The sequence below is a fragment of the Bacillus sp. 7884-1 genome (assembly GCF_002272245.1).
GTDB lineage: Bacteria > Bacillota > Bacilli > Bacillales > Cytobacillaceae > Neobacillus.
Genome location: NZ_NPDD01000198.1, coordinates 1 through 21,069, shown reverse-complemented (window position 1 = coordinate 21,069; position 21,069 = coordinate 1). Strand labels below are relative to the sequence as shown.

22 protein-coding genes are annotated in these 21,069 nt (G+C 35.7%); 15 read left to right on the top strand and 7 right to left on the bottom strand.

Annotation, left to right across the window (positions count from 1 at the left end; all coding sequences use genetic code 11):
- Positions 1-33 precede the first annotated feature (33 nt).
- Positions 34-1,116 carry a YncE family protein gene (locus CHI06_RS22095; RefSeq protein WP_095250732.1) on the top strand — a complete coding sequence of 361 codons (1,083 nt, stop codon included), beginning with the start codon at positions 34-36 and terminating at the stop codon, positions 1,114-1,116.
- 214 nt (positions 1,117-1,330) lie between these two features.
- Here the strand turns inward: CHI06_RS22095 and CHI06_RS22090 are convergent, their stop codons facing one another.
- The 5 genes from CHI06_RS22090 to CHI06_RS22070 all read right to left on the bottom strand — a co-directional run bounded on the left by CHI06_RS22090 (position 1,331) and on the right by CHI06_RS22070 (position 5,208).
- Positions 1,331-1,504 carry an aspartyl-phosphate phosphatase Spo0E family protein gene (locus tag CHI06_RS22090; RefSeq protein WP_095250731.1) on the bottom strand — a complete coding sequence of 58 codons (174 nt, stop codon included), beginning with the start codon at positions 1,502-1,504 and terminating at the stop codon, positions 1,331-1,333.
- Positions 1,505-1,651: 147 nt separating this feature from the next.
- Complete coding sequence (locus CHI06_RS22085; RefSeq protein WP_095250730.1) at positions 1,652-2,578, bottom strand: F510_1955 family glycosylhydrolase; 927 nt, start codon at positions 2,576-2,578, stop codon at positions 1,652-1,654.
- Between the two features lie 23 nt (positions 2,579-2,601).
- Entirely contained in the window at positions 2,602-3,156 is a 555-nt protein-coding gene (locus CHI06_RS22080) for a TVP38/TMEM64 family protein (protein ID WP_095250729.1), read from the bottom strand.
- Positions 3,153-3,839 (bottom strand): response regulator transcription factor, encoded by a 687-nt coding sequence (locus tag CHI06_RS22075; RefSeq protein WP_095250728.1) that lies wholly within the window; start codon positions 3,837-3,839, stop codon positions 3,153-3,155. The genes CHI06_RS22080 and CHI06_RS22075 overlap by 4 nt, the downstream gene beginning before the upstream one ends.
- A gap of 1 nt (position 3,840) precedes the next feature.
- Entirely contained in the window at positions 3,841-5,208 is a 1,368-nt protein-coding gene (locus tag CHI06_RS22070; protein WP_095250727.1) for a sensor histidine kinase, read from the bottom strand.
- A 594-nt stretch (positions 5,209-5,802) separates the two neighbouring features.
- Between CHI06_RS22070 and CHI06_RS22065 the strand changes: the two genes are divergently transcribed.
- From CHI06_RS22065 to CHI06_RS30740, 5 genes are all read left to right on the top strand, one after another.
- On the top strand, positions 5,803-5,988 hold the full coding sequence (locus CHI06_RS22065) for a hypothetical protein (protein WP_095250726.1): 186 nt from the start codon (positions 5,803-5,805) through the stop codon (positions 5,986-5,988).
- A 25-nt stretch (positions 5,989-6,013) separates the two neighbouring features.
- Positions 6,014-6,247: a hypothetical protein gene (locus tag CHI06_RS22060; protein WP_095250725.1), complete on the top strand. Its 234-nt coding sequence runs from the start codon at positions 6,014-6,016 to the stop codon at positions 6,245-6,247.
- A gap of 349 nt (positions 6,248-6,596) precedes the next feature.
- Entirely contained in the window at positions 6,597-6,803 is a 207-nt protein-coding gene (locus CHI06_RS29450) for a hypothetical protein (RefSeq protein ID WP_142300998.1), read from the top strand.
- Between the two features lie 208 nt (positions 6,804-7,011).
- Positions 7,012-7,239 carry a hypothetical protein gene (locus CHI06_RS22055; protein ID WP_095250724.1) on the top strand — a complete coding sequence of 76 codons (228 nt, stop codon included), beginning with the start codon at positions 7,012-7,014 and terminating at the stop codon, positions 7,237-7,239.
- Between the two features lie 232 nt (positions 7,240-7,471).
- Positions 7,472-7,600, top strand: coding sequence for a hypothetical protein (locus CHI06_RS30740; protein WP_257009408.1), 129 nt, complete (start codon positions 7,472-7,474; stop codon positions 7,598-7,600).
- A 194-nt stretch (positions 7,601-7,794) separates the two neighbouring features.
- On the opposite strand, the gene CHI06_RS22050 is transcribed toward CHI06_RS30740, so the two are convergent.
- On the bottom strand, positions 7,795-8,613 hold the full coding sequence (locus tag CHI06_RS22050) for a mechanosensitive ion channel family protein (protein ID WP_095250723.1): 819 nt from the start codon (positions 8,611-8,613) through the stop codon (positions 7,795-7,797).
- Positions 8,614-8,789: 176 nt separating this feature from the next.
- Here CHI06_RS22050 and CHI06_RS22045 point away from each other — a divergent pair, with 176 nt between their 5' ends.
- The 4 genes from CHI06_RS22045 to CHI06_RS22030 all read left to right on the top strand — a co-directional run bounded on the left by CHI06_RS22045 (position 8,790) and on the right by CHI06_RS22030 (position 12,503).
- Positions 8,790-8,990, top strand: a complete 201-nt coding sequence (locus tag CHI06_RS22045; protein WP_095250722.1) for a hypothetical protein — start codon at positions 8,790-8,792, stop codon at positions 8,988-8,990.
- 29 nt (positions 8,991-9,019) lie between these two features.
- Positions 9,020-9,355 carry a DMT family transporter gene (locus CHI06_RS22040; protein WP_095250721.1) on the top strand — a complete coding sequence of 112 codons (336 nt, stop codon included), beginning with the start codon at positions 9,020-9,022 and terminating at the stop codon, positions 9,353-9,355.
- Between the two features lie 358 nt (positions 9,356-9,713).
- Positions 9,714-11,447 (top strand): WG repeat-containing protein, encoded by a 1,734-nt coding sequence (locus CHI06_RS22035; RefSeq protein ID WP_095250720.1) that lies wholly within the window; start codon positions 9,714-9,716, stop codon positions 11,445-11,447.
- Between the two features lie 156 nt (positions 11,448-11,603).
- Positions 11,604-12,503, top strand: coding sequence for a putative phage abortive infection protein (locus CHI06_RS22030; RefSeq protein ID WP_095250719.1), 900 nt, complete (start codon positions 11,604-11,606; stop codon positions 12,501-12,503).
- Between the two features lie 165 nt (positions 12,504-12,668).
- Here the strand turns inward: CHI06_RS22030 and CHI06_RS22025 are convergent, their stop codons facing one another.
- Complete coding sequence (locus tag CHI06_RS22025) at positions 12,669-13,802, bottom strand: YdcF family protein (RefSeq protein ID WP_095250718.1); 1,134 nt, start codon at positions 13,800-13,802, stop codon at positions 12,669-12,671.
- 391 nt (positions 13,803-14,193) lie between these two features.
- Between CHI06_RS22025 and CHI06_RS22020 the strand changes: the two genes are divergently transcribed.
- The 5 genes from CHI06_RS22020 to CHI06_RS22000 all read left to right on the top strand — a co-directional run bounded on the left by CHI06_RS22020 (position 14,194) and on the right by CHI06_RS22000 (position 21,002).
- Positions 14,194-15,762, top strand: coding sequence for an amidase family protein (locus CHI06_RS22020; protein ID WP_095250717.1), 1,569 nt, complete (start codon positions 14,194-14,196; stop codon positions 15,760-15,762).
- A 247-nt stretch (positions 15,763-16,009) separates the two neighbouring features.
- Entirely contained in the window at positions 16,010-17,224 is a 1,215-nt protein-coding gene (locus tag CHI06_RS22015) for a metallophosphoesterase family protein (protein ID WP_095250716.1), read from the top strand.
- 361 nt (positions 17,225-17,585) lie between these two features.
- A complete protein-coding gene (locus tag CHI06_RS22010) occupies positions 17,586-18,677 on the top strand; it encodes a low temperature requirement protein A (RefSeq protein WP_095250715.1) in 1,092 nt (363 codons plus the stop codon).
- Between the two features lie 296 nt (positions 18,678-18,973).
- Complete coding sequence (locus CHI06_RS22005; protein ID WP_257009407.1) at positions 18,974-20,458, top strand: FAD-binding oxidoreductase; 1,485 nt, start codon at positions 18,974-18,976, stop codon at positions 20,456-20,458.
- A 13-nt stretch (positions 20,459-20,471) separates the two neighbouring features.
- Positions 20,472-21,002, top strand: a complete 531-nt coding sequence (locus tag CHI06_RS22000; protein WP_142300997.1) for a hypothetical protein — start codon at positions 20,472-20,474, stop codon at positions 21,000-21,002.
- The last annotated feature ends 67 nt before the right edge of the window (positions 21,003-21,069 follow it).

Sequence of the window (21,069 nt, the reverse complement as noted above, 5' to 3'; positions counted from 1 at the left end):
AGTTATAGTAACAACATTAAGGAGTGTGTTAATATGAAAAAACTTTTTTACATTAGCTTATTTTTTCTTCTATCCATATTTTTAGTTGCTTGTGGTAATACCACCGATAAGCAAACTAAGGAGACAACAACAGAACCTACAAACAATGCTCAACCAGCCCAGGATGAATCGAAAAATGAAAAAGTAAATTTCGTCTATACAGCTGAACATGGAGGAATTACTAAAGTTGATGCAGCAACCAATAAAACTATTAAATCAATAGACATAGAAGGATCCGTTCATAATGTACAAATTTCACCTGATGGAAGAATACTAGGGGCTACTGTTGTTCCTGAAATAGGAGAGCACGGGGGACATGATAGTGGTCATGAAGAAAAAACGAATGGTTTTGCTCTATTTTATGATGTGGAAACAGACCAATTAATCAACAAGGTAGAGGTGGGATCTCATCCAGCTCACATTGTGTTTACCGAAAATATGAAATACGCATTAGTGACAAACAATGAAGATAACAATGTTTCCGTTATTGATTTAACGACATATAAAATGATTCAAAACATCTCAACAGGTAATGGCCCACACGGTTTTAGAATCGCAGCCGATAGCAAGACTGCATACATTGCAAATATGGGCGAGGATACTGTTAGTGTGATTGATTTAGAGAGCATGAAAGAAAGCAAAAAAATTGTAGTAGGAAATACACCTGTAACAACGAGCGTTACCCCAGATGGGAAAAATTTAGTTGTAACATTGAATGCTGAAAATTCATTAGCAATTATTAATCTTGAAAATGATAATGTAGAAAAGGTTCAAGTAGGAGAAGGTCCTGCCCAGGTCTACATTCAATCTGACGGTAAATATGCATTTGTGGCCAATCAAGGAACGCCTGAAAATCCATCAGATAGCGTCTCCAAAATTGATCTTGAGACCAGAAAAATTGTGACGACTATAAAGGTTGGTAAAGGTGCTCATGGGATAGTTACAAGTGATGATAACCAGTTTGTTTATGTAACCAATATGTACGAAAATACAGTGAGTGTAATTGACAACAATGAAAATAAAGTAATTGCGACAATAGAGGTTGGAACGGAACCAAACGGTATCACTCTTAAGTAAGTTTTTTAACAAAGAAACGGTTATAGACAATCGGATACTTGTTATTGAAAACCAAACGATCTATTTTAGCTTAAAGGGCTCCAGTTACAAGTCATAAGAAATGACGTATGAATTTCATACGTCATTTTCTCTATTTATTGAAATCAAATCTCGATAAGCTCTTAATAAAGATAGATTAGAAGTTATAAGAGGTAATGTTGAATATGTTCTGTTATCAGAAGGAAATTGCTTGATACTTTGCTATATACACATCCAATTTCCTACTAATTTCAATTGGTTTTTTACTGGTCAATCCTTCTTTAATTCCTGTCTGAATCATCTCCCTCCGAAGTAATTCAATTATCCTAATTAAATCTCGTTGTTCATTAGACATTGGTGAAGACGGCATATGATAAACTCCTGAAAATTGTATATATTTACTGATTTTAACAATCGTTTGTTAATATGAAAAGGGGGGGAATGCCCCTAATGTCATAATAAAAGAGGGTGAAAAATCGAAGTGATTTATACCCTCTTTGTAATGTTATTTTAATGATTATTGTATGTTTCCGCCCTCTATTATAGCGTCCCAGGTACCACCGTTATCCTGGGTTTGGTAAATATCATTTTTGAGAGTAATGACTGTAATTTCGTCTCTGTTTTTAGGGTTTGAAGTAATAAACATAATTGGATTATTATCATTTATCTCTTCTGGTACGGGAATCTCGGTCACATTTTGAGTTGATAACTCCTGTTTATAAAGTCCAGCTTTGTCATCATTCATAGCAAAATATAACATTGTATCTTCTTGAAATTCTAGTGTGGTTACTGGTACTTCTTGAGCAACGACCTTAAATTGATCGCCATTATTATCTGAAAGATATAAGCCTTTATCTGTTGAAATGCCAATCAAATTTGATTCTGTTGGGTGAGTGGCAATATTGCCAATGGAACTAGCGGAAAAACCTTGCATTTTACTTTGTTTCCAAGTCTTACCCTCATCTTTTGAATAGTATAAACCAGTTTCTAACTGTGAATTAGGTGTCTCATTAATCGCATAAATCGTATGACTATTAAATCCAGCAGCCATATAGTGAAAATCTGTTTCTCCGTAAAAAGCCAGTTTCTCGAAAGACTTACCTTCATCAGTGCTTTTTACTAAGCCCAGAGGGTTCTTTAAATCAGAACCAGGTTCAGGATGACCACTAGAATAGAAACCTGTATCAACAGCTTGGAAACCCATATAATCATGCTTGTTCTTTGTAATAGCATACCATTCATTATCAGAATAGCGGACTAATCCATCATGGGTAGCCAAATACAGTTCGTTATTATTTCCTGCATATCCTAAACCGTGGATATGCTCAATCTTTACATCTTTTGCTTCTTCAAATGTCTCTGTATTTTGCGTCTCTTTATCCGAACAAGCAGCAAGAATAACACTGATTAAGGAAATAGAGAACAGCCATTTAAAATGTTTCACGTTGTTACCTCCATAATGATAAATCAATTTTGTTTCCTTCTTTTTTGAAAGAGATATATGACAAGAATAAAAAGGGCAATTATTGCTAATATAGCCTTTACATCATTTGATGATTCCAATACCTGTTTAATAGCGTATGCTTCTATTAAAAGGGCAGGTAATTTCCCTAGAGAACTAGCAACAATAAAAGTAAGAATACTGGTTTTGCTGATAGCTGCTGCTAGATTAATCAATCCAGAAGGGATAAACGGTAGAACTCTCAATACTAGGATAATAACAAATGAATCCCAGCCTTGGGTTTGTTGAAGTTTTTGTAACCATTTGTTTTTGTTTAAAAGTGAGGGATTTAAAGTTTTAATCCCTTTTCGATATAACCAAAAACTGAAAGCTGCTCCAATACACTCTCCTATAAAAGAGATGATCAAACCAGTGTGAAATCCAAAAAAGGTAATATTGGCACCAGTAATAAAAACGCTTGGGATCACCCCAGCTATACTGATTACAATATTAATAATGATACTAACAACGATGGCAAAGGGGCCACTGGATGTAAATAAATTTTCTATCGCTCCAGTCATTGTTCGCTCTCAGAACTCCACTTGTATCCAACTCCCCAAACGGTTTTCAGATGCTCATCAACTGGAAAACCTACTTGCCGAAGTTTATCTCTAATATTTCGGATATGGGAATCAATCGTTCTGTCCTCAATATCCGATTTAAAGCTCCATATTGTTGACAGTAAATGTTCCCTGGTAAAAACCTTGTTAGGATTGCCTAAAAAAAGCCCTAATAAAGAGAACTCCTTCGGTGTCATGGAAATACTTTGATTTTCAAAAGCAACTTTAAAGGCATTTTCATCCAATGTTAATCCTTTAAATTTTAAAAGGTCCTCTGTGACATTGCTTGTTCTTCGCATGACAGCTTCCATTCTTGCTAATAATTCCTTTTCATTAAAAGGCTTTGTAACGTAATCGTCCGCACCCATTTTTAGTCCCTTAATCACTTCATCTTTACCCTCACGGGCCGTGAGCATGATGATTGGAACATTTGATGTTTCACGTATTTTTTTGCAAGTTTCCCACCCATCCATATCGGGCATCATAATATCCAAAATAACAAGATCCACATTCTTATTTTCTAAATAACTTAGGGCATCGCTGCCAGTTTGTTTTTTGACGCATTTATAACCTTGGGGGGCGATATATAATTCTAAAAGGTCAAGCATTCTTTTTTCGTCATCTACTAGTAAAACGGTTTTCATCTTATTTCTCCTTCAATATAATTTTAAAACAGGTGCCTTCTCCCACTTTACTTTCAACGGAAATTTCACCTTTATGAGCTTCTACTAACTCTTTTACAATCGCTAGACCAAGACCAAATCCTCCAGTCGCTCTTGAACGAGATTTCTCCACTCGATATAAACGTTCAAATACATAAGGTAAATCCTCTTTTGGGATTCCGATTCCCTCATCTTTAATGTCAATTTGGATACTTTGGTCTTTTCTATAAGCCTTAATTTTTGTTGTTGTATTTTCGTTCGAATACTTCATCGCATTGTCCAAAAGGTTCAAAAGAACTTGGTCAAAACGAGTTGAGTCTAAAGAATAAAACAAGCTATCTTCACAGGATAACTTTAGTTGAATCCCTTTATCTTTAAAAGCAGGTAAGACCCTTTCATAAATTGTTTTTAGGTACGAATCAATATGAACCCTTTCTTTTACAATGGTAAAAGCGTTCTGGTCTAATCTAGCTAGGTCAAATAACTCTTTTACTAATTGGGTGAGATGTTCAGATTCTTCATGGATAATATTGAAGTAATTTATCCTTTCCTGTTCATCAAGCATAGGTCTTCTTCCTATATCAGAATAGCCTTTAATATAGGTTATTGGTGTGCGTAATTCGTGAGATATACTAGCCAAAAATTCATTTCTTTCCTTCTTTAGATGATTCAGGTCATTGGCTAAAGTTTGAATGGATCGTGATAATTCACCCATCTCATCATTGGACATAACAGGTAATGACACGGAGAAATCGCCATTACTTAATTTTTTTGTAGCCTCTTTCATTACTATAAGCGGTTTTGTAAGAGCCCTCGATAATAAGAAAATGGTTATCAACATAAAAATTAAGATTAATAATGAGGCATAAAGGAAATGGTGGTTTAATTGTGAAATCAATGTTTGTACTTGGTCAGTGGTCTTAAACATGTAAACGAAACCTTTATTCTCATTTCCTGTATTAATAGGGGAAACGGTTGCTATATATTTTTCATCTTTCAAATCTGACTGTAAAATTAAGCCGTTTCTTGTTAGCTTCTCAGTTGGTTTATCTATTATTTTTTTCATGCTGGAATCAACGGGGCCAGAGGATTCAATAATCTTCCCATTTGCATCTTTAATGACCACTTCAGTATCAGTCTTGGATTCCATTAGAGCAATATGATGAAGAGTGGAGGGGTCCATTGACATCTCCAAAACATCACGATGGCTGTTACCTCTTTCCTTAAGTGAATTGAGTTCTTGCATTGCACGTGATTCGATTACGTGACGATGTAAATACACCATAGAAGAGGTTTCAATAATTAATAAACAAACAAAAAACCATAAGCCTAATTTTAGAGAAATTTTCATATTGATCACCTAGGTATAATTAATAAGTCCATTTTATAAAAAAAATGTGAAGAAAATATGCAGATTATTAACATTTTACACTTAAAAATGGGTCCAATAAAAATAAAATTGGGGAATCGACTAAGATAAAGAAAAACCGAATCCGAAAAGTGTTTAGATATTTTTGTTGAGGGAATTAACTTTATTAAAGAGGCAAATCTAGAATTTCACTAATATGTTTCATAAGTGTACTATTAATCAAAAAGGAACCGTTCATATACCTACAGAGATTAGAAAATTACGGAGAATCAGCTCAGATACTGTTTTTACAATCACCTTAGACGAAAAGGAAAAGAGGATAAATCTTATTCCTGATTTAACAGCTTAATATAGATAGAAATAGTTGGAAGAAAAACACGTCAAATTTAATGTCGTGTTTTTTGTAGGTTTACAAATATTTTGACGCCATTTTACGGATTGTCCCTTAAAAACTGTACAGTTTATGTAGCTAAAAACTACATTTTTTATTGTTAAAAACAAAATAAGTTATTTCTTCATATTTTCTGCAAAGACATTGTTTATAATGGTCTTAAATAAAAAAAGGGAGTGATTCATATGAAAAAGAAAATTGCTCTTATTGCATCTTTTACATTAGGTTCATTGTTAATGCTTGGTCAGTTTGTTTATGCTGAAAAAAATGATGATATGATGAGTGACAAAGGGATGATGAAGATGATGGAAGTGATGCAGTCTCCTGAAGGACAAAAAATGATGAAAGCATGCGGTCAAATGATGGAATAAAAAAATAATGGAGAAATGAAACAACATGGAATGGTTACTATATTTGTTGCTTCCTATAATAATGTTGTTCTATATGAAAAAGATTTTCTTCAAAAAGAAAAAAAGCAACTATTGGGATGATGAGCCTGGAGAGTTAATTTTCTTTCATATGGAAGTGCAAAAATTACAAAAACAAAATAAGAAACCGTTAGATAGTTTAGAAAAGCACCAGGGGCGGCCAGAAAGCCAAAAAGTTATCCCATTCCAAAAACAAATATAAAATAGTACAAGCGGCAGCCTTTTAAAAAGGGCTGTTTTTTTAGGAAATATTTTTATATCTTCAAATGTTCGTATTAACCTTTATAATTGTATAGTAGAAAGAAAAGGTAATCAGTTTTGTATAGTTGTTAAGTGGACCGTTTCTAAATGTAGCCAATAGTCTGGAAACATTACCTATTTTGTTTGCTTTTACTTTAGGTGGAATGAGTGAGGCTCTGTTTGACAATCCATTTAATGATATTGTCAGAATTATAATGGCTTAAAATGAGCATAAAATCACTGTTTTTTACTTCATAAGTGTATTTTGACAGTCTACCGTACCTATATTTCCTAAACGATTGGACGGGATTGTGGACCATATATGGATTGATACTTTATCGATTGGGGATGGGGCGATGGGTAAACGTTCTGAGAGATTAGGAATGCCCAAAATATTTGAAGAACATGGACTATCACAGTGGTATCAACAAGGTTTACATGTAAAGGTTGAAAAATATTTTAAGAAATACTTTTCTAGTGATATGGTACGAGTCTCTAAACAAGAAGCCTTCCTTTAATAAGAATACCATTTTCAAAATCCAACAGCTAATAGATGGAACAACAATTAGTGAAGAACGGCTAGCATCAGTGTAAAAACTGCTATAACAACATTATAATAAAAACTACTTCAGATGAGATAGTTATGAATATTTAAAAAATTAATAAGGAGCATTTATTGAATTGAATTTTGCTCCTTATTAATTCGCAAAGCGTGGCTCGTGGTCAATGTATTTTGATGGTGATCACGGAGATGAGCCCTATCAGCAGGCAGATGAGTTGTTTAATGCGTTGAAGAAAGTGAATTGGTTAAAAGACAAAATTATTCATGTAGGACATATCACAATCACTGACACAAGACGCGTAGCTTACATAACCTTTTCATGGGAAACGGATGATGGATTTGTTTATGATTTTTATTATAAAGGACCCATTAAGGAAGCGGTAAAAATCTAGAGCCTGAAAAAATGTTGAATAGCGACCTCCAGGTTGCTTATATTACTGTACGCTCCTGCGGGACCGTAATAAACCCTTTCTGAGAATTTTCGGAAACATTTTAACGAATTAAAATGATTATGATAAGAATAATAATTAAGATGAATTTTATAGGGGTATCTCAATGAAATCCATCTATAAATGTTTTTTTTGCTAGCATACGAATGATAAATCATAGTCCGGAGTTGAAATCATGAGCAAAACAGAAGAATTGAAACAGGAATTACAGGTCTTAACCAGTCGGCGTGACAGGATGCAGAAGAACCTTTATGAAGTGGAAAAACGCATTAATGAGATTATTAATGAATTGAAAAAACAATAAAAAAAGAATAGGAGCTACACTGTAGTTTTTAACTATATTTTCGGGGGCTTTATAAGTTTGACATGATGAGAATAATGGGCGGGGGTCCGAACCACCTGGACTCGACTTCCATACCTTACATGGCTACACTCGTTATATTCATAAAAAAAACAGAAAAAAAGGCAAGAGATATGAACTCTTGCTTTTAATGTTTATTAATGGATTGTGTTAAGGCTCTCTGCCATCATCAAGTCGTTCTTGTAGGCAGCCATCGCCAGTTCATACCTCACTTTTTTGCTCGCTTCCACGAAATCCGCTTCCTTCACAAGACCAGATAATGAATATCTGTTACCCCTGAAATCCACGTTTAGCTCGGTGATTTGATTGAATTTGAAAGGATCTAATGGAATGCCATTCTCATCCTTCAACAGGTATTCACCGTATTTCTCGTTGCATGTTTGTGCCAATTCCTCCATCACCTTGAAGGCATCGTCTGGATTTTGCCTATAGTTGAGGACAAGGTTTTCGTTCACCCTGCGCATTCCCCGGTTCCCGTTTTGAAGTTCCGTGATGCTGCTATAGGAGACCGAATAGAGGTATCCGTCATACTGGCGGATTTTCAGGTGGCGCATGCTGATTTCCTCGATTTTCCCCTGCCGGTTTCCATTGATGATTACATAATCCCCGAGATGGATCTGGCGCTCAAACAAGTAGGTAAGCCCCATAATGTAATCGCGGATGATATGCTGGAGGATCAATGCCAAGGCACCTGCCAACACGACCGAACCAGTGAGAAGTCTTGTTAGTTCGAAGAAATGGCTAAGCACATAAATTAAGAATAAAACCAGTCCCAATACCTTTGTCACCTGGTTGGCAAAATGCATCAATGTATCTTCACGCTTTTCATCCAAGATGCTCGTTTTGTCAAAGAAAAGCTTGATGGATTTGCGGATCAAATAAACCGTGAGTATAATCAGCAGTGCCACGGTTAAAATTTTTACAGGCAACTGCTCGAACTGTCCAATGAAAAACATTCTATCACCCCTACTTTTTTACACTATACCAGAATGCGGATAAGGAGAAAAACTTCTTATCCCAACAAACCTTAACGATAGCATGGTTCCATAAAAAAAGAAGCCCTCTCTGTGCATCCTGGGTAGGTTAGTTTAATAGAAAAATGTTAAAATTAAGAAAAAAGGAGTATGCTGAGATGGTTATACAAGCGAATATGTCACCAAAAGTAATTGTTGAAGTTTGGGAAGTTACGGAAGATATTTTTAATAAACACAAAATTCCGCTCACAAGACAGACCATCGAAACATTGGTTGAAGAGGAACAGGTTAATTCACTTCTTGAAAAACTGAATGCTGCTGTTGGAAGTTCGTCAGAAACTTGTATAAAAGGTGGCTGACAAATGCCTCCTAAAAGGGAGTAGGATATATCGCATTTTTCCTCTTAGTTGAGCAAGGGGAGCTATCGGACATTAATTGGTCTGTTGCTCTTGTCCCATTATTATACATGGGAGTAATTTGTTCGTTTGTTGGTCAAACGTTACAGGTTTTAGCTCAAAAACATACATCAGCAACATCAGCTGGACTCATTATGAAGCTTGAATCCGTATTTGGAAGCATTTTTTCAATTACGTTTGGTTTTGAACCAGTAACAGGTAAGTTAGTAGTTGGTGGAACGCTGATTATGCTTTCGATTATTCTTATGGAACTCGACTTTAAGCTGTTGTTAGGCAAATCCAAGTTAAAAGAAATTATAAAAAGCTAAACTCGCCCTTATTTGAGTTTAGCTTTTTCTTATATTCTGCGTACCTGCTCATTTTCAGGACTGAAAATGTTGGTGCAAAACGAAAGAATCAACTAGGGTATTGGAATGAAAATTTAGAAGGAAAATCTTTCTAACGGTACCTGTATTTACTGGAATAATAAGGGGGATTTGATAAAGTATGCAGAAACGCTATGGTTTGGAAGTTATAGTAGAGGAACAATTCTTCTATCAAATTAATGAACTGGTTATAATACTAAAAATATTTAGGTATCATGCATAAAAAATTAGGTCTCTTCAAATCACTTATTCTTAAATCACTCCATAAGATATTGGAAATGCTGAAACGAGTGATGTGTATATGGAAAGCGAATTAATCGTGAATGATTTATTTCCAGTTTCAATTAAAACATTAAATGGGGTTAAATGGGGATTTATAAATAATCGAGGTCAGTTTGTTATCTCACCTCAATATGAGGATCTAAGTGAATTCCAACCGAACGGTTTGGCTGTTGTTTGGTTAAAAGATCATTCTGGAATCATTGACCAAAGCGGCCGTTTTGTGGTTCCACCAATCTATAGTTCCATCTATCCATTTTCTGATGGCCTTGCGATTGTAGATGAGGAAGATAAGGGTTATAGGATCATAGATGAAACTGGAAAAATACTAACAGATAAAACCTATCCGTTTACGTATTTTGGTGCCTTTCATGAACATCGTCTCGTTTTTCAGGATTTCGTGAATAGAAAAGAGTTCCTCTATGGCTATTTAGATTCCAATGGAGAGATTGTAATCCCTGCACAATATAATTATGCACACGATTTTCACGAAGGTAAGGCAATTGTTGGATTAAAGGACGGTACATCTGCACTTATTGGCTTGAATGGAGAACGTCTGAGGACCTATCCTTTTGAACGAATGGGTCCTTTAAGTGAGGGCTTGATTTCCTTACGTAAAACGGATCAAGACAAATCAGGATATGTTAATGAGGAAGGTATGGTGGTCATTCCGCCTGTCTATTCGAGTGCTATGCTATTTGAAAATGGAAGAGCTATTGTCAATACTTCGGAAAATTATAAAAATCAATATGGGCTTATCGACCAGACAGGTGCTTTTATCATTCCGCCAGAATATGATGATATCAATCTACTAGGGGAAAATCGGGCGTCAGTGGCCAAAGCCATCGATCCGGATTATCCACATGCAGGCTCTGTCTTTGCTATTGCTGAAACAACCACCGGTAAATTTCTTACCGATTTTATTTATGACCGTGTTAGTGAGTACAAAGGAGAATATAGCTCTGTTACAAAAGATGAAAAAACTTTTTTTATAAACAGAAAAGGTACCCGAGCTCAAAATCTCCCTATTTTCGACGGTACTGGTACAGTCAGGCTGAAAGGAGATTTGATTCAAGCTTTTGTGGATGAAAGATTTTCTTACTATGATCGGAAAGGGGATCTTGTATGGACTCAGAACATGATTCTTCCTTTAACCGGACCCATTCACATTCGCGAAGAAAAATATAAACCTAATAAATATTATCTGGTTTACTATCCACAAATCCAAGGAATGGAAAACAAACTTGCTCAGTCAAAAGTAAACCAACATTTAAGAAATAAATTAGGGGTGAAAGATTTACCAAAAAATGGTCAGTCATATTATAGCTATTCTGGTAACTATTCTGTTCAATTTTATCAGAAACAGTTACTGGTACTGGAATTAACAGGGGAAGAATATCCATTTGGAGCTGCCCATGGGATGCCAAGTAAAATCAATGTTCATATAAATTTTATAACAGGTCAAATTTATCGATTAAAAGATTTATTTACAACCGGGAGTAATTATAAACAAGTCTTAAGTGAAATCATTGGGAAGCGAATTCAACAACATCAGGATTTCTATATAAACCATGATCAGTATAAAGGTATAAAAGAAAACCATCCATTTTTCTTAACAAACGATTATTTAGTGATCTATTTTAAGCCATATGAACTTGCTTCATACGCTGTTGGTTTCCCAAAATTTTGGATTCCTTACTATGACATTCAGAATTTAATCAATGAAAAAGGTGGACTATGGCAATCTTTTCATTGAAACAGCAATAGGATTAGACCTCTCCATAGTACTACCGTCAAGATAAAAATAGACGGTCAGCAAAATTCCTCGAAATTTTGTTGCCCGTTACTTTGTCATACCCTTGTTTAAAAGAGAATATCTTACTATGAAAAGTATTGTAAAGGTGAGTGGGACATGGTAATTATGGAAAAGTTTCTAGTATTCACCTTCATATTGGTCATTCTTTATTACTTTTTACATAAACGCTTTTTAGCAAATGCAGAAGGGATGATTTTAAGTGGTATTTTCTTCAGAGTTTCACTGTTGTTCATGGTCCTAACTCTAATTAATCCATTTTTCATACTATATGTCGTAAATCATAGTAATATCCTAGAATTAGGGGCTGTAGGGGATTGGTTAGGCGGGTCAACAGCACCCTTTATAGGTCTCGCGTCGTTTCTCATGATTTTAGCCACGTACTTTACACAGAAAGATGAATTAAAACAAACGAAGCTATCCTATGAAACTCAAACCAATCTATTAGTGAAACAAAATCAAATGATTGACATTCAAAGATTTGAACAAACTTTTTTTAATCTTGTTTCTTTGCATCACGAAATTGTCAATTCCATTTCATTTGATATAAATGGTGACTCTAAAGTAGACGGAAGAAATGTATTACATAAAATTTACCTTAAACTATCAAAGAGTTTGGAATACAATGAAACGCAAAATTCTATTAATCACAGATATAAATCGATAAATAAAGGTTATGAAGCGTGGTATATTGAGTATGAGATGTTTATAGGTCATTTTATTCAAAATATTTTCCACCTTCTAAACTTCATAGATAGACAAAATATGAGTTTTGAAAATAAATATCAATATGCCAAAATAGTCAGAGCACAATTAACAAATACAGAGCTATTGATCCTTTTTTATAATACGATTTCTCGTATTGAAAAACGGAAATTTGTTGAAATGATGAGGAAATATAAACTTTTTAAATATTTAAATACAGACCACCTGCTATATAACAAAGATAAAGAAATTTTTCAGATGAACTTTCATATGGAGGAGATATCACAAGCTTGATAGCTTTTTCATAGAGTGGAAAATGACCTAGCTAAATCAAATTGGCTGCCAAACAATAAATAAGGCAGCCAATTTTGTTTGTTGAAAAAAAATATAGAGCTTCTGCAAAAAAGAAGATATTTTCAAACCAAAGATGAAAGCTCCCCAGTCTAGCTGCAATGTAACTTATCTTTGAAGCCCTGGGTATTGCCAGATTCCTGAAGTCCTGATAAGGTCACGGTATATGACGAGCAGCTCATCCTTGGTCACTTTATGTGCTTCCTCCAATGATGGGTAATCCAAATAGACAATGTTAGTAAAGTTTCTTTTGCTTTTTTTGCCGGTCATTTTATCATAGAAATCACTGGCTTCCTCAAATATGGTTAATGCTCTTCTCATATGGCTGGCACTTGTAACAAGAGTGACATCTTTTATGTTTTCTTTTTCAAGAATGGCTGTTGTGAAAAGACCATTTTCTACCGTGTCTGTTGACATTTTTTCCATAATAATTCGTTCTTTTGCAATTCCGTTATCGACCAACCATTTGCTCATGGCATCTGCTTCCGTTATGCCCTTTTTAGGGACACCACCTGTTACGATGATTTTGGAATTTGGATATTTTTTTGCAGCAGCAAGTCCTACTTTTAGTCTTTCTACAAGTGTAGGCTGCATGGTTCCTTCTTCTGAAAGTGCGTATCCAAGAATCACAATGGCATGATCTTTGGATGGAAGGTTTGCTGGTGGTTCTGTGTTGAATTTCTCTCTTAAGATTTTTTCTGTCTTGCTTATTTTTGAAGTATACTCATTAGCTCTTTTAGAATCGATATTTTTTAATTTTGAAAAAGAAGCATCATATGCCTTTTCGTCCCCATTTACTTTTGAGTAAACCCCGTATAAAAGATTTCCTTCAAAATTCCTCGGATCTAAATTTAAAATTTGCTTATAAGTTTGTAAAGCCTCAGGAATTTTTTTCTGAATGATTTGTGTAGATGCAAGCGAAAATTTCAAATCAAGGCTATGAGGATCTATCAGAGTTGCTTGCAAAAATGCATTTTCTACAACGTCGTATTTCCCTTTAAGAGTGATTCCTTGGAATATTTCTTCTTCTGCTTTCTTGACATCTCCGCCATGCCAGTAATAATACATAGCGATTTCTTCTAATTGATTAATCCTCTTAGAAGTAGGTTCATCATTTTTTAGTGCCGTAACACTAGGATTCTCGGGTAGGGTACCAGTCGTTTGTGCTAACACAGATGAAAAAGGAATTGCACACAAAATAAAAACAAGTACAGAACATAAACTCTTTCTCAATTGATTCATTCACTGTCCTCCTTATTTTGAAAAACGGTTATTCCTGTGAGAAACATAGCATTTTTTTATCTCCCAATAATAAGTTGACAATTTTTTGTTCTTTTATTCTTAATGAATTGGAAATATTTTTAGTCGTCGTACCGCCAAAAAAACATCGAAAGTGATTCAACTTCGTACTATAAATGCTCCTCGAATGCGTCAGAGTTTATTAGTTGGAATCCATCGTAATCACGTCGTCGATTACATCCTAAAAAAAGCAAGATTCACTTAGTCTATTTTCAAAACCATAGATCATATTTAAGTATTTCTCCTGATTTTATGTTAGAAAACCTTCCGCGTTTTAAGACTCCTAGAATGAATATTAGTATATTCATAGTATCTAATGAAAGGGGAGGAAAAAATGAGGAAAGGGTATAAGAAGTCAGTAACTTTTATAACTAGTTTAGTAGTAGCGGGTAGTTTATTTAGTGCATCAGTAGAGGCAGCCCCTATAACAGCTGCCAAAACAGCTAATCCTATTGCAAGTAGTGTATTATCCGTCAAGATTGAAGATGCAACAATTTTTGAACTGCAGCATGAGATGCAAAAGGGGACGTTAACTTCTGAACAATTGGTCCAATTTTACCTTGGTCGAATTAACGAATACGATGATACTATTCATTCGATTATTACGATTGACGAAGATGTACTGGAAAAGGCAAGAGAGCTTGATAGAGAACGAAAGGCTGGAAAGGTCCGTGGCGCCTTGCATGGGATTCCCATTATATTAAAAGATAACTATGATACATACGACATGCCGACTACAGCAGGGTCCCTATCTCTTAAAGGGTCCATTCCTTTGGATGATGCATATCAAACGAAGAGATTGAGAGAAGAAGGGGCGATTATTTTAGGTAAAGCGAACCTTCATGAATTTGCTTTTGGATTTGAAACGATTAGTTCCCTAGGTGGACAAACCTATAATCCATATGATGTTTCACGATATCCAGGTGGTTCGAGTGGCGGTACTGCAGCTGCGGTTACATCCAACTTTGTTACTGTTGGCTTAGGAACAGACACCGGTGGTTCCATTCGTATTCCTTCCTCTTTTAATAATTTAGTTGGAATTCGACCTACTATGGGACTCGCTAGCCGGGATGGTATTATACCACTTGCCCTCACACAAGATGTGGGCGGGCCGATTGCACGTACGGTTGAAGATGCAGCAATCGTACTTGATGCGATTGCTGGCTATGATCCAGACGATCCCGTTACCGCAGCAAGCATTGGAAATGTACCAAAAACGTATACACACTATCTGAAGAAAAATGGTTTAAAAAATGCTAGAATTGGGGTTGTACGAGAGCTGTTTGGAAGTGATCCACAAGTCAATAAAGTCATGAACCAAGCAATAGCTGACATGGAAGCACTCGGAGCTGAAGTGTACGAAGTTACAATTCCTAACCTTAGTCAGGTTTTAGCTTTTTCAAGTTTAAGTAGTTACGAATTTAAGTTTCAATTAAATGATTATTTAGCTTCTCTCGGACCAAATGCTCCCTATAAGACACTTACTGACATTATTGACAGTGGATTATATCATCCAAGTCTAAGAAGTGGATTAATTTCTAGAAACAATAGAGAATCACTTGAAAATGATCCAGAATACCAACGGATCATTACAGAACGTCCAAAATTAGCAAAGGATAGTTTAATGGCGACCTATTCAGAATATGAATTAGATGCGCTCGTGTATCCAACTTCTAATGCTTTACCTGCGGTAGTAGGTAGCGGTCAAGGTGCTGGAAATGCGAATCGCTTAAGTCCGTTTTCTGGCTTCCCGGCAATCTCGGTGCCAGCAGGGTTCAGTGAGAATGGTCTGCCAGTGGGAATGGAAATGCTGGGTAAAGAGTTCGATGAATCTACGTTAATCAAACTAGCCTATTCTTATCAAGAGGGAACTCAACATCGGAAAGCACCTGAACTAGAATAATAGACCAAATATAAGCAAAGAAAGCAATGGAAAAGAAAAACTCCATTGCTTTTTATTTTGCCTAATTTAAAAACTTTTCCATTTTTTTAAACACAGATTATTAGAAAATATTCATTGTATAAGTAATCTTTACCAAATCATTATCAATAATTTACAAAGGGAAAACAGAAAATTAAAACTTCCCTGCTACTCTTTTTATAGATTTACTTTTTATTATATTTCTATAAAGGGATGTGGAGATTTTATTATGAGTAATTATGATTTGCAAAAGGGATTGGATAGACGCCGCTTTATCAAAATCGGTGGATTGAGTACACTTGCCTTAACACTTGGATCAGCGGGCATTCCAGCTGATATGTTCACAGGTAAAGCTCATGCCGCAGCAAATGAGGATTTCAAGCTTCAATTCAAACCGGACGGAAGATTCAAGATTGTCCAGTTTAACGATACACAAGATGATGAAAACATTGACCGTCGTACAATCGAACTGATGGAAAAAGTCCTAGATACTGAAAAACCGGATTTTGTTGTCCTTAACGGCGACAATATCACGGGTGGCTGTGATACTCCTCTTGAGATGAAACAAGCGATTAATAATGTGGCACAGCCGATGGAGCAGAGAGGAATAAAGTGGGCGATTACATACGGAAACCATGATGAGGACTCCACTCCAAAAAGTGGCCTTGATGAAGAGGACATGCTTGAGATTTACATGTCTTACAAATACAATTTGAACAAGCCCAGTGTAAAAGATATTACTGGAACAGGAAATATGAATTTGCTTATCAAAAATTCCAAAGGGACGGATGCAGCTTTCAATCTTTGGTTGCTTGACAGCGGAAGGTATGCTCCTAACTCCATTGCTGGTCAAGACTTTAGCGGGTATCCAACCTGGGACTGGCTCCGTTTCAACCAAGTAAGCTGGTATAATGAGACATCCAAAAAATTAGAGCAACAATGGGGACATAAGGTTCCTTCACTCGTGTTTATTCATATTCCTCTATGGGAACATCGATATATGTGGTTTGCCAGTGTAGATGGCAGAACAGACGAAAACCACGCTAATGCTGTGACAAAGCATAATATTGTGGGAGAAAGAAACGAAGAAGAATGCCCAGGCCCGGTCAACAGCGGCATGTTCTCAGCTATGCTTGAGAGGGGAGATGTGAAAGGTGTTTTCTGCGGTCATGATCACGTAAACACCTACATGGGTAACTACTATGGCATCCTGCTTGGTTATGCCGGAAATACTGGTTTTGGTACATATGGTCTTTCAGGTGCTGAACGGAATCGATTACGCGGTGCAAGGGTATTTAATTTGGATGAAAATACTGCTGATGTGCTTGTAGAAACCCATATGGTGTTTGCAAAGGAATATAACATCGATTTGACAGCCAATGACCAAAGCATTTCTCCAGGTCCAATCGATGAAAGCAAAAAGAAAGAAAAAGTAGTTAAATAGTTTTGACTTAAAACGGGTGGTAACAGTTACTACCCGTTTTATTTTTGTTATCTAAGAAGTTCCGTTCACTTGGTGAACCCAGGCCTTTTTTATCTGCTTTCTTCACCAATCTAAATTCTGGCTAAATATTAAAATTTGGGAGCATACATTTACAACGTGTTCTGTGGTTCGTTCTTTCTCAATACATATCAATGTAGTCCTAAAAATAATTTATAGATTTAATTATGGACTACACTTAACTAAGTTGTTCTATTATAGAAAGAACTTTTTAAATATCTTTGAGTAAAAACCTTTGCGTTAAATAATAGTAATCAACTAAAGTACTAAGTGAAACAAGTAATGAACAAGGAGGAATACAAAAGTGCAGGAAAAGAAAGTTACATGGTTAGAGCTTTTTTATGATTTATTATTTGTGGCGTCTGTTTCTGTTGCTACCCATGTTTTACTTCATGTTGAAGACGGATATATACATGCAGAGTATTTAATAAAGTTTGGGTTGATTTTTATTCCAATCTGGTGGGCTTGGGTAGGGCAAACCATGTTTGTGAACCGGTTTGGACAAGATTTGTTTCATCAACGGCTATTTTTGATCCTACAAATGTTCTTTGTCCTAGTCATGACATCAAGCTTATCGGTTGATTTTGATACATATTATCTTTCTTTTTTAATTGGTTATATTGGATTGAGAGCCATAACGGCAATCCAATATCTTGTTGTCCGGCGCTTAGAAACGGGTTTTCGTAAAGAGGCAGCACAATATTTGGGAAGGTATTTTTGGATAGGAATCATTATTTCATTATGTTCACTGTTTTTTGATTCTTGGGTCCGATATGTTTTATTATATTTTGGTATTTTTATTGATATTATGGTCCCGGTGTTTGGCAGAAGGTATTTAGTAAAAGTGCCCACTAATACGGCACATTTACTGGAGCGATTTGGTCTATTCACTATTATTCTATTTGGTGAGTCTCTTATCAGCACCCTTGCGGTCATTCAACCTACACAAGGAGATTGGAATTCAATCGGATTTGCGGTTATTTCCTTTATCCTAATCATAGCGATGTGGTGGCAGTATTTTGATAATGTAGAAAAGAAAGTAGACAAGTCGATCCAAACTGCAGGCCAGACCATTATATACGGTCATTTGTTTATTTTAATGTCGTTGAGCATGATCGCAGCATCCATTAGACTATTGTTATTACATGAGGTCCACTATATATTTATCCAATATTTCGTTTATGGCTCTGTATTACTCTATTTCTTCTCCACTACTTTTGTTTTCCATCAATATAGACATCAGCACCACAGATTGAAAATATATCATTTAGGATTATTTTTAGGGATCTTAGCATTCTTTTTTATTATTAATCTGATTTTTTCAGTACCAAATATTATAGTCATAGGGGAAATAACCTTGTTTTTTATCGTCTATGCTAAATTAAGTACAACTTAACTAAGGCTTTATTTAAGTGATACTCAAGCGGTGTAAGAGGGGGAGGATATTCGTGCTCCTTAATAAACAAGCCGTCACAATATGGTGTATTAAAGGCATAAAGATCAGATTCTTAGAAGTCCTCAGTCCTCTTGGTGAATTGAGGGCTATTTTTAATTCTCTTACGAACCTAAATTGCCTACGGTTACTATAAAGGAGGGGAGAAACATGGCTATTTTTTTAAAAAAATTTGTATTGCATAGAATGGAAATACCCTGTTATATTTAGTGTAATATTACACTATTGGGGTTGATTTGTTGAAGCCATCACTAATAAAGAACAATAAACAGGTAATACATAAAAATCCATGGTTTCTAGGAATTGTAGTATGTATTTTTGTTGTCTTCGTGTCCTTAAGTATCCCTATCGAAAAAAGAAAATATGGACTCTCTCAGAGAAATTTGACAACAGATTATACAGGTCTGCTTCCTGAACGGATCGAAAGAATAGTAAAAGTAGGTAATCGGACCGAATTACAAAAAATTGTGAAGGAAGCGAATGAAAAGGGCCAGCATATTTCCATAGCTGGACTGCAGCATTCGCAAGGAGGACATACATATTACAAGGATAGTGTAGTATTGGATATGAAGACGTTCAATAAAGTCCTCGAAATAGATAAACAGCATAAAACGATAAAAGTAGAAAGTGGAGCTACTTGGGAAGATGTTCAGGAAGCGATTCAACCTTATGGGCTAGCTTTAAAAGTCACACAATCACAATCGATTTTCACCATAGGAGGATCACTTTCCGTTAATGCTCATGGGCGGGATATACGGTCTGGCACAATGGCTGGAACAGTCAGGGAAATGACCATCTTGACTCCCACAGGAGAGATGAAAACAATAACTCAGAATGACTCTGAGGAATGGATGAAGTATGTATTTGGCGGCTATGGCTTATTCGGTGTCATTTTAGATGTCACTTTAGAATTAACGGAAAATGACGTTTACACAATCCATACAGAAGAACATAAAACACATGAGTATGAAGCCTATTTTGCAAAACTGCTAAGAAATGATGATACATCTATGCATTATGCAAGAGTAAGTGTTGCTCCGAATTCTTTTTTGAACGAAATGTATGTAATCGATTACATCAATACTGGAAAAACGGATGATCAAACGCCGCTTAAAAAAGAGCGCGGTGCCCGAATTGGTAAGCTGGCACTGGATCTTGGCCGGCAAGGCGGGGGGTTAGAAGATCTTTTCTGGGAAAATCAAAAGCTGCTGATTAAGTCACTCGACGGAGACGAAATTACTCGAAATAACGCCATGCGCGGGAATTCTGCTTTTATGGAATTTACAACACCTGGTCGGGTAGAAGTACTGCAAGAGTTCTTCATTCCAGTGGAGCAGTTTGAAGAATATATGAGTGATTTAAAAAGATTTCTCCCAGCTAATGATAAAAATGATGATTTTAAGATTCATAACATTACTGTTCGTTATGCTGCAAAGGACAACTACACAAGTTTGAATTATGCCAAAGAAGATATGTTTGGACTCGTCATTTTAATCCAACATGGCTTAAAAGAAAAAGAGATTAATAATGCGAAAGCCATTATTCAGGGATGGACGGATTTGACACTCAAGCACAGAGGGGTATATTACCTCCCATATTATCCTTATCAAACAAAAGACCAATTTAGAATTGCTTATCCAAAGTGGGAGAAGTTTCAAGAAGAAAAATTAAAAAGAGATCCAAACGATGTTTTTCAAAATATCTTTTATGACCATTATTTTTAAGAAGGAGCCTCGGATGAAGAGTTTGAGTGAACGCTATGTCCCTTTGGTAGTATCAGTTGGCCAGGTTGTCATTTTTCCATACTATATCCTTTGGTTAAAAGAAGCCTCACTGACATTTACCTTATTTACTTGGTTTTTTGCTGCTTTTTCTTTTAGTGCTGCCTTTGGATATCGTCTATTCCGAGCTGGTAAAAAGCATGCCAATACGTATATTCCTTATATTTACATTGGGATGGGTAGTGTTTATATACTAGTAGGCAATATAAATAGTTCATTTGAAGTTCTTCCTTACATTGCTCTCTTATTTCAGGTTATTTTAGGGTTCTTACAAGGTTACCATCACGCGTGGCATATAGAGCAGAATGCATATCGTTTACACGCAATTAATCACTATCTCCTTGTTGGGATGATTATGGTGGGGCTTTCCCTTGTGAAAATAATATCCCCAATATTCTTCATTACTACCTTTGGGACTGTTTTATTAATTTGCGGGATTGGGCTAATATTAATGACAGTTTACTTGAAGGAGGATCGTTGTAATTGAATGGGGCAATACATTCAGGTGGCAGATAGAAATTTTCGGCAGAACGAGGTTTTAGGAAGAAAAAAAT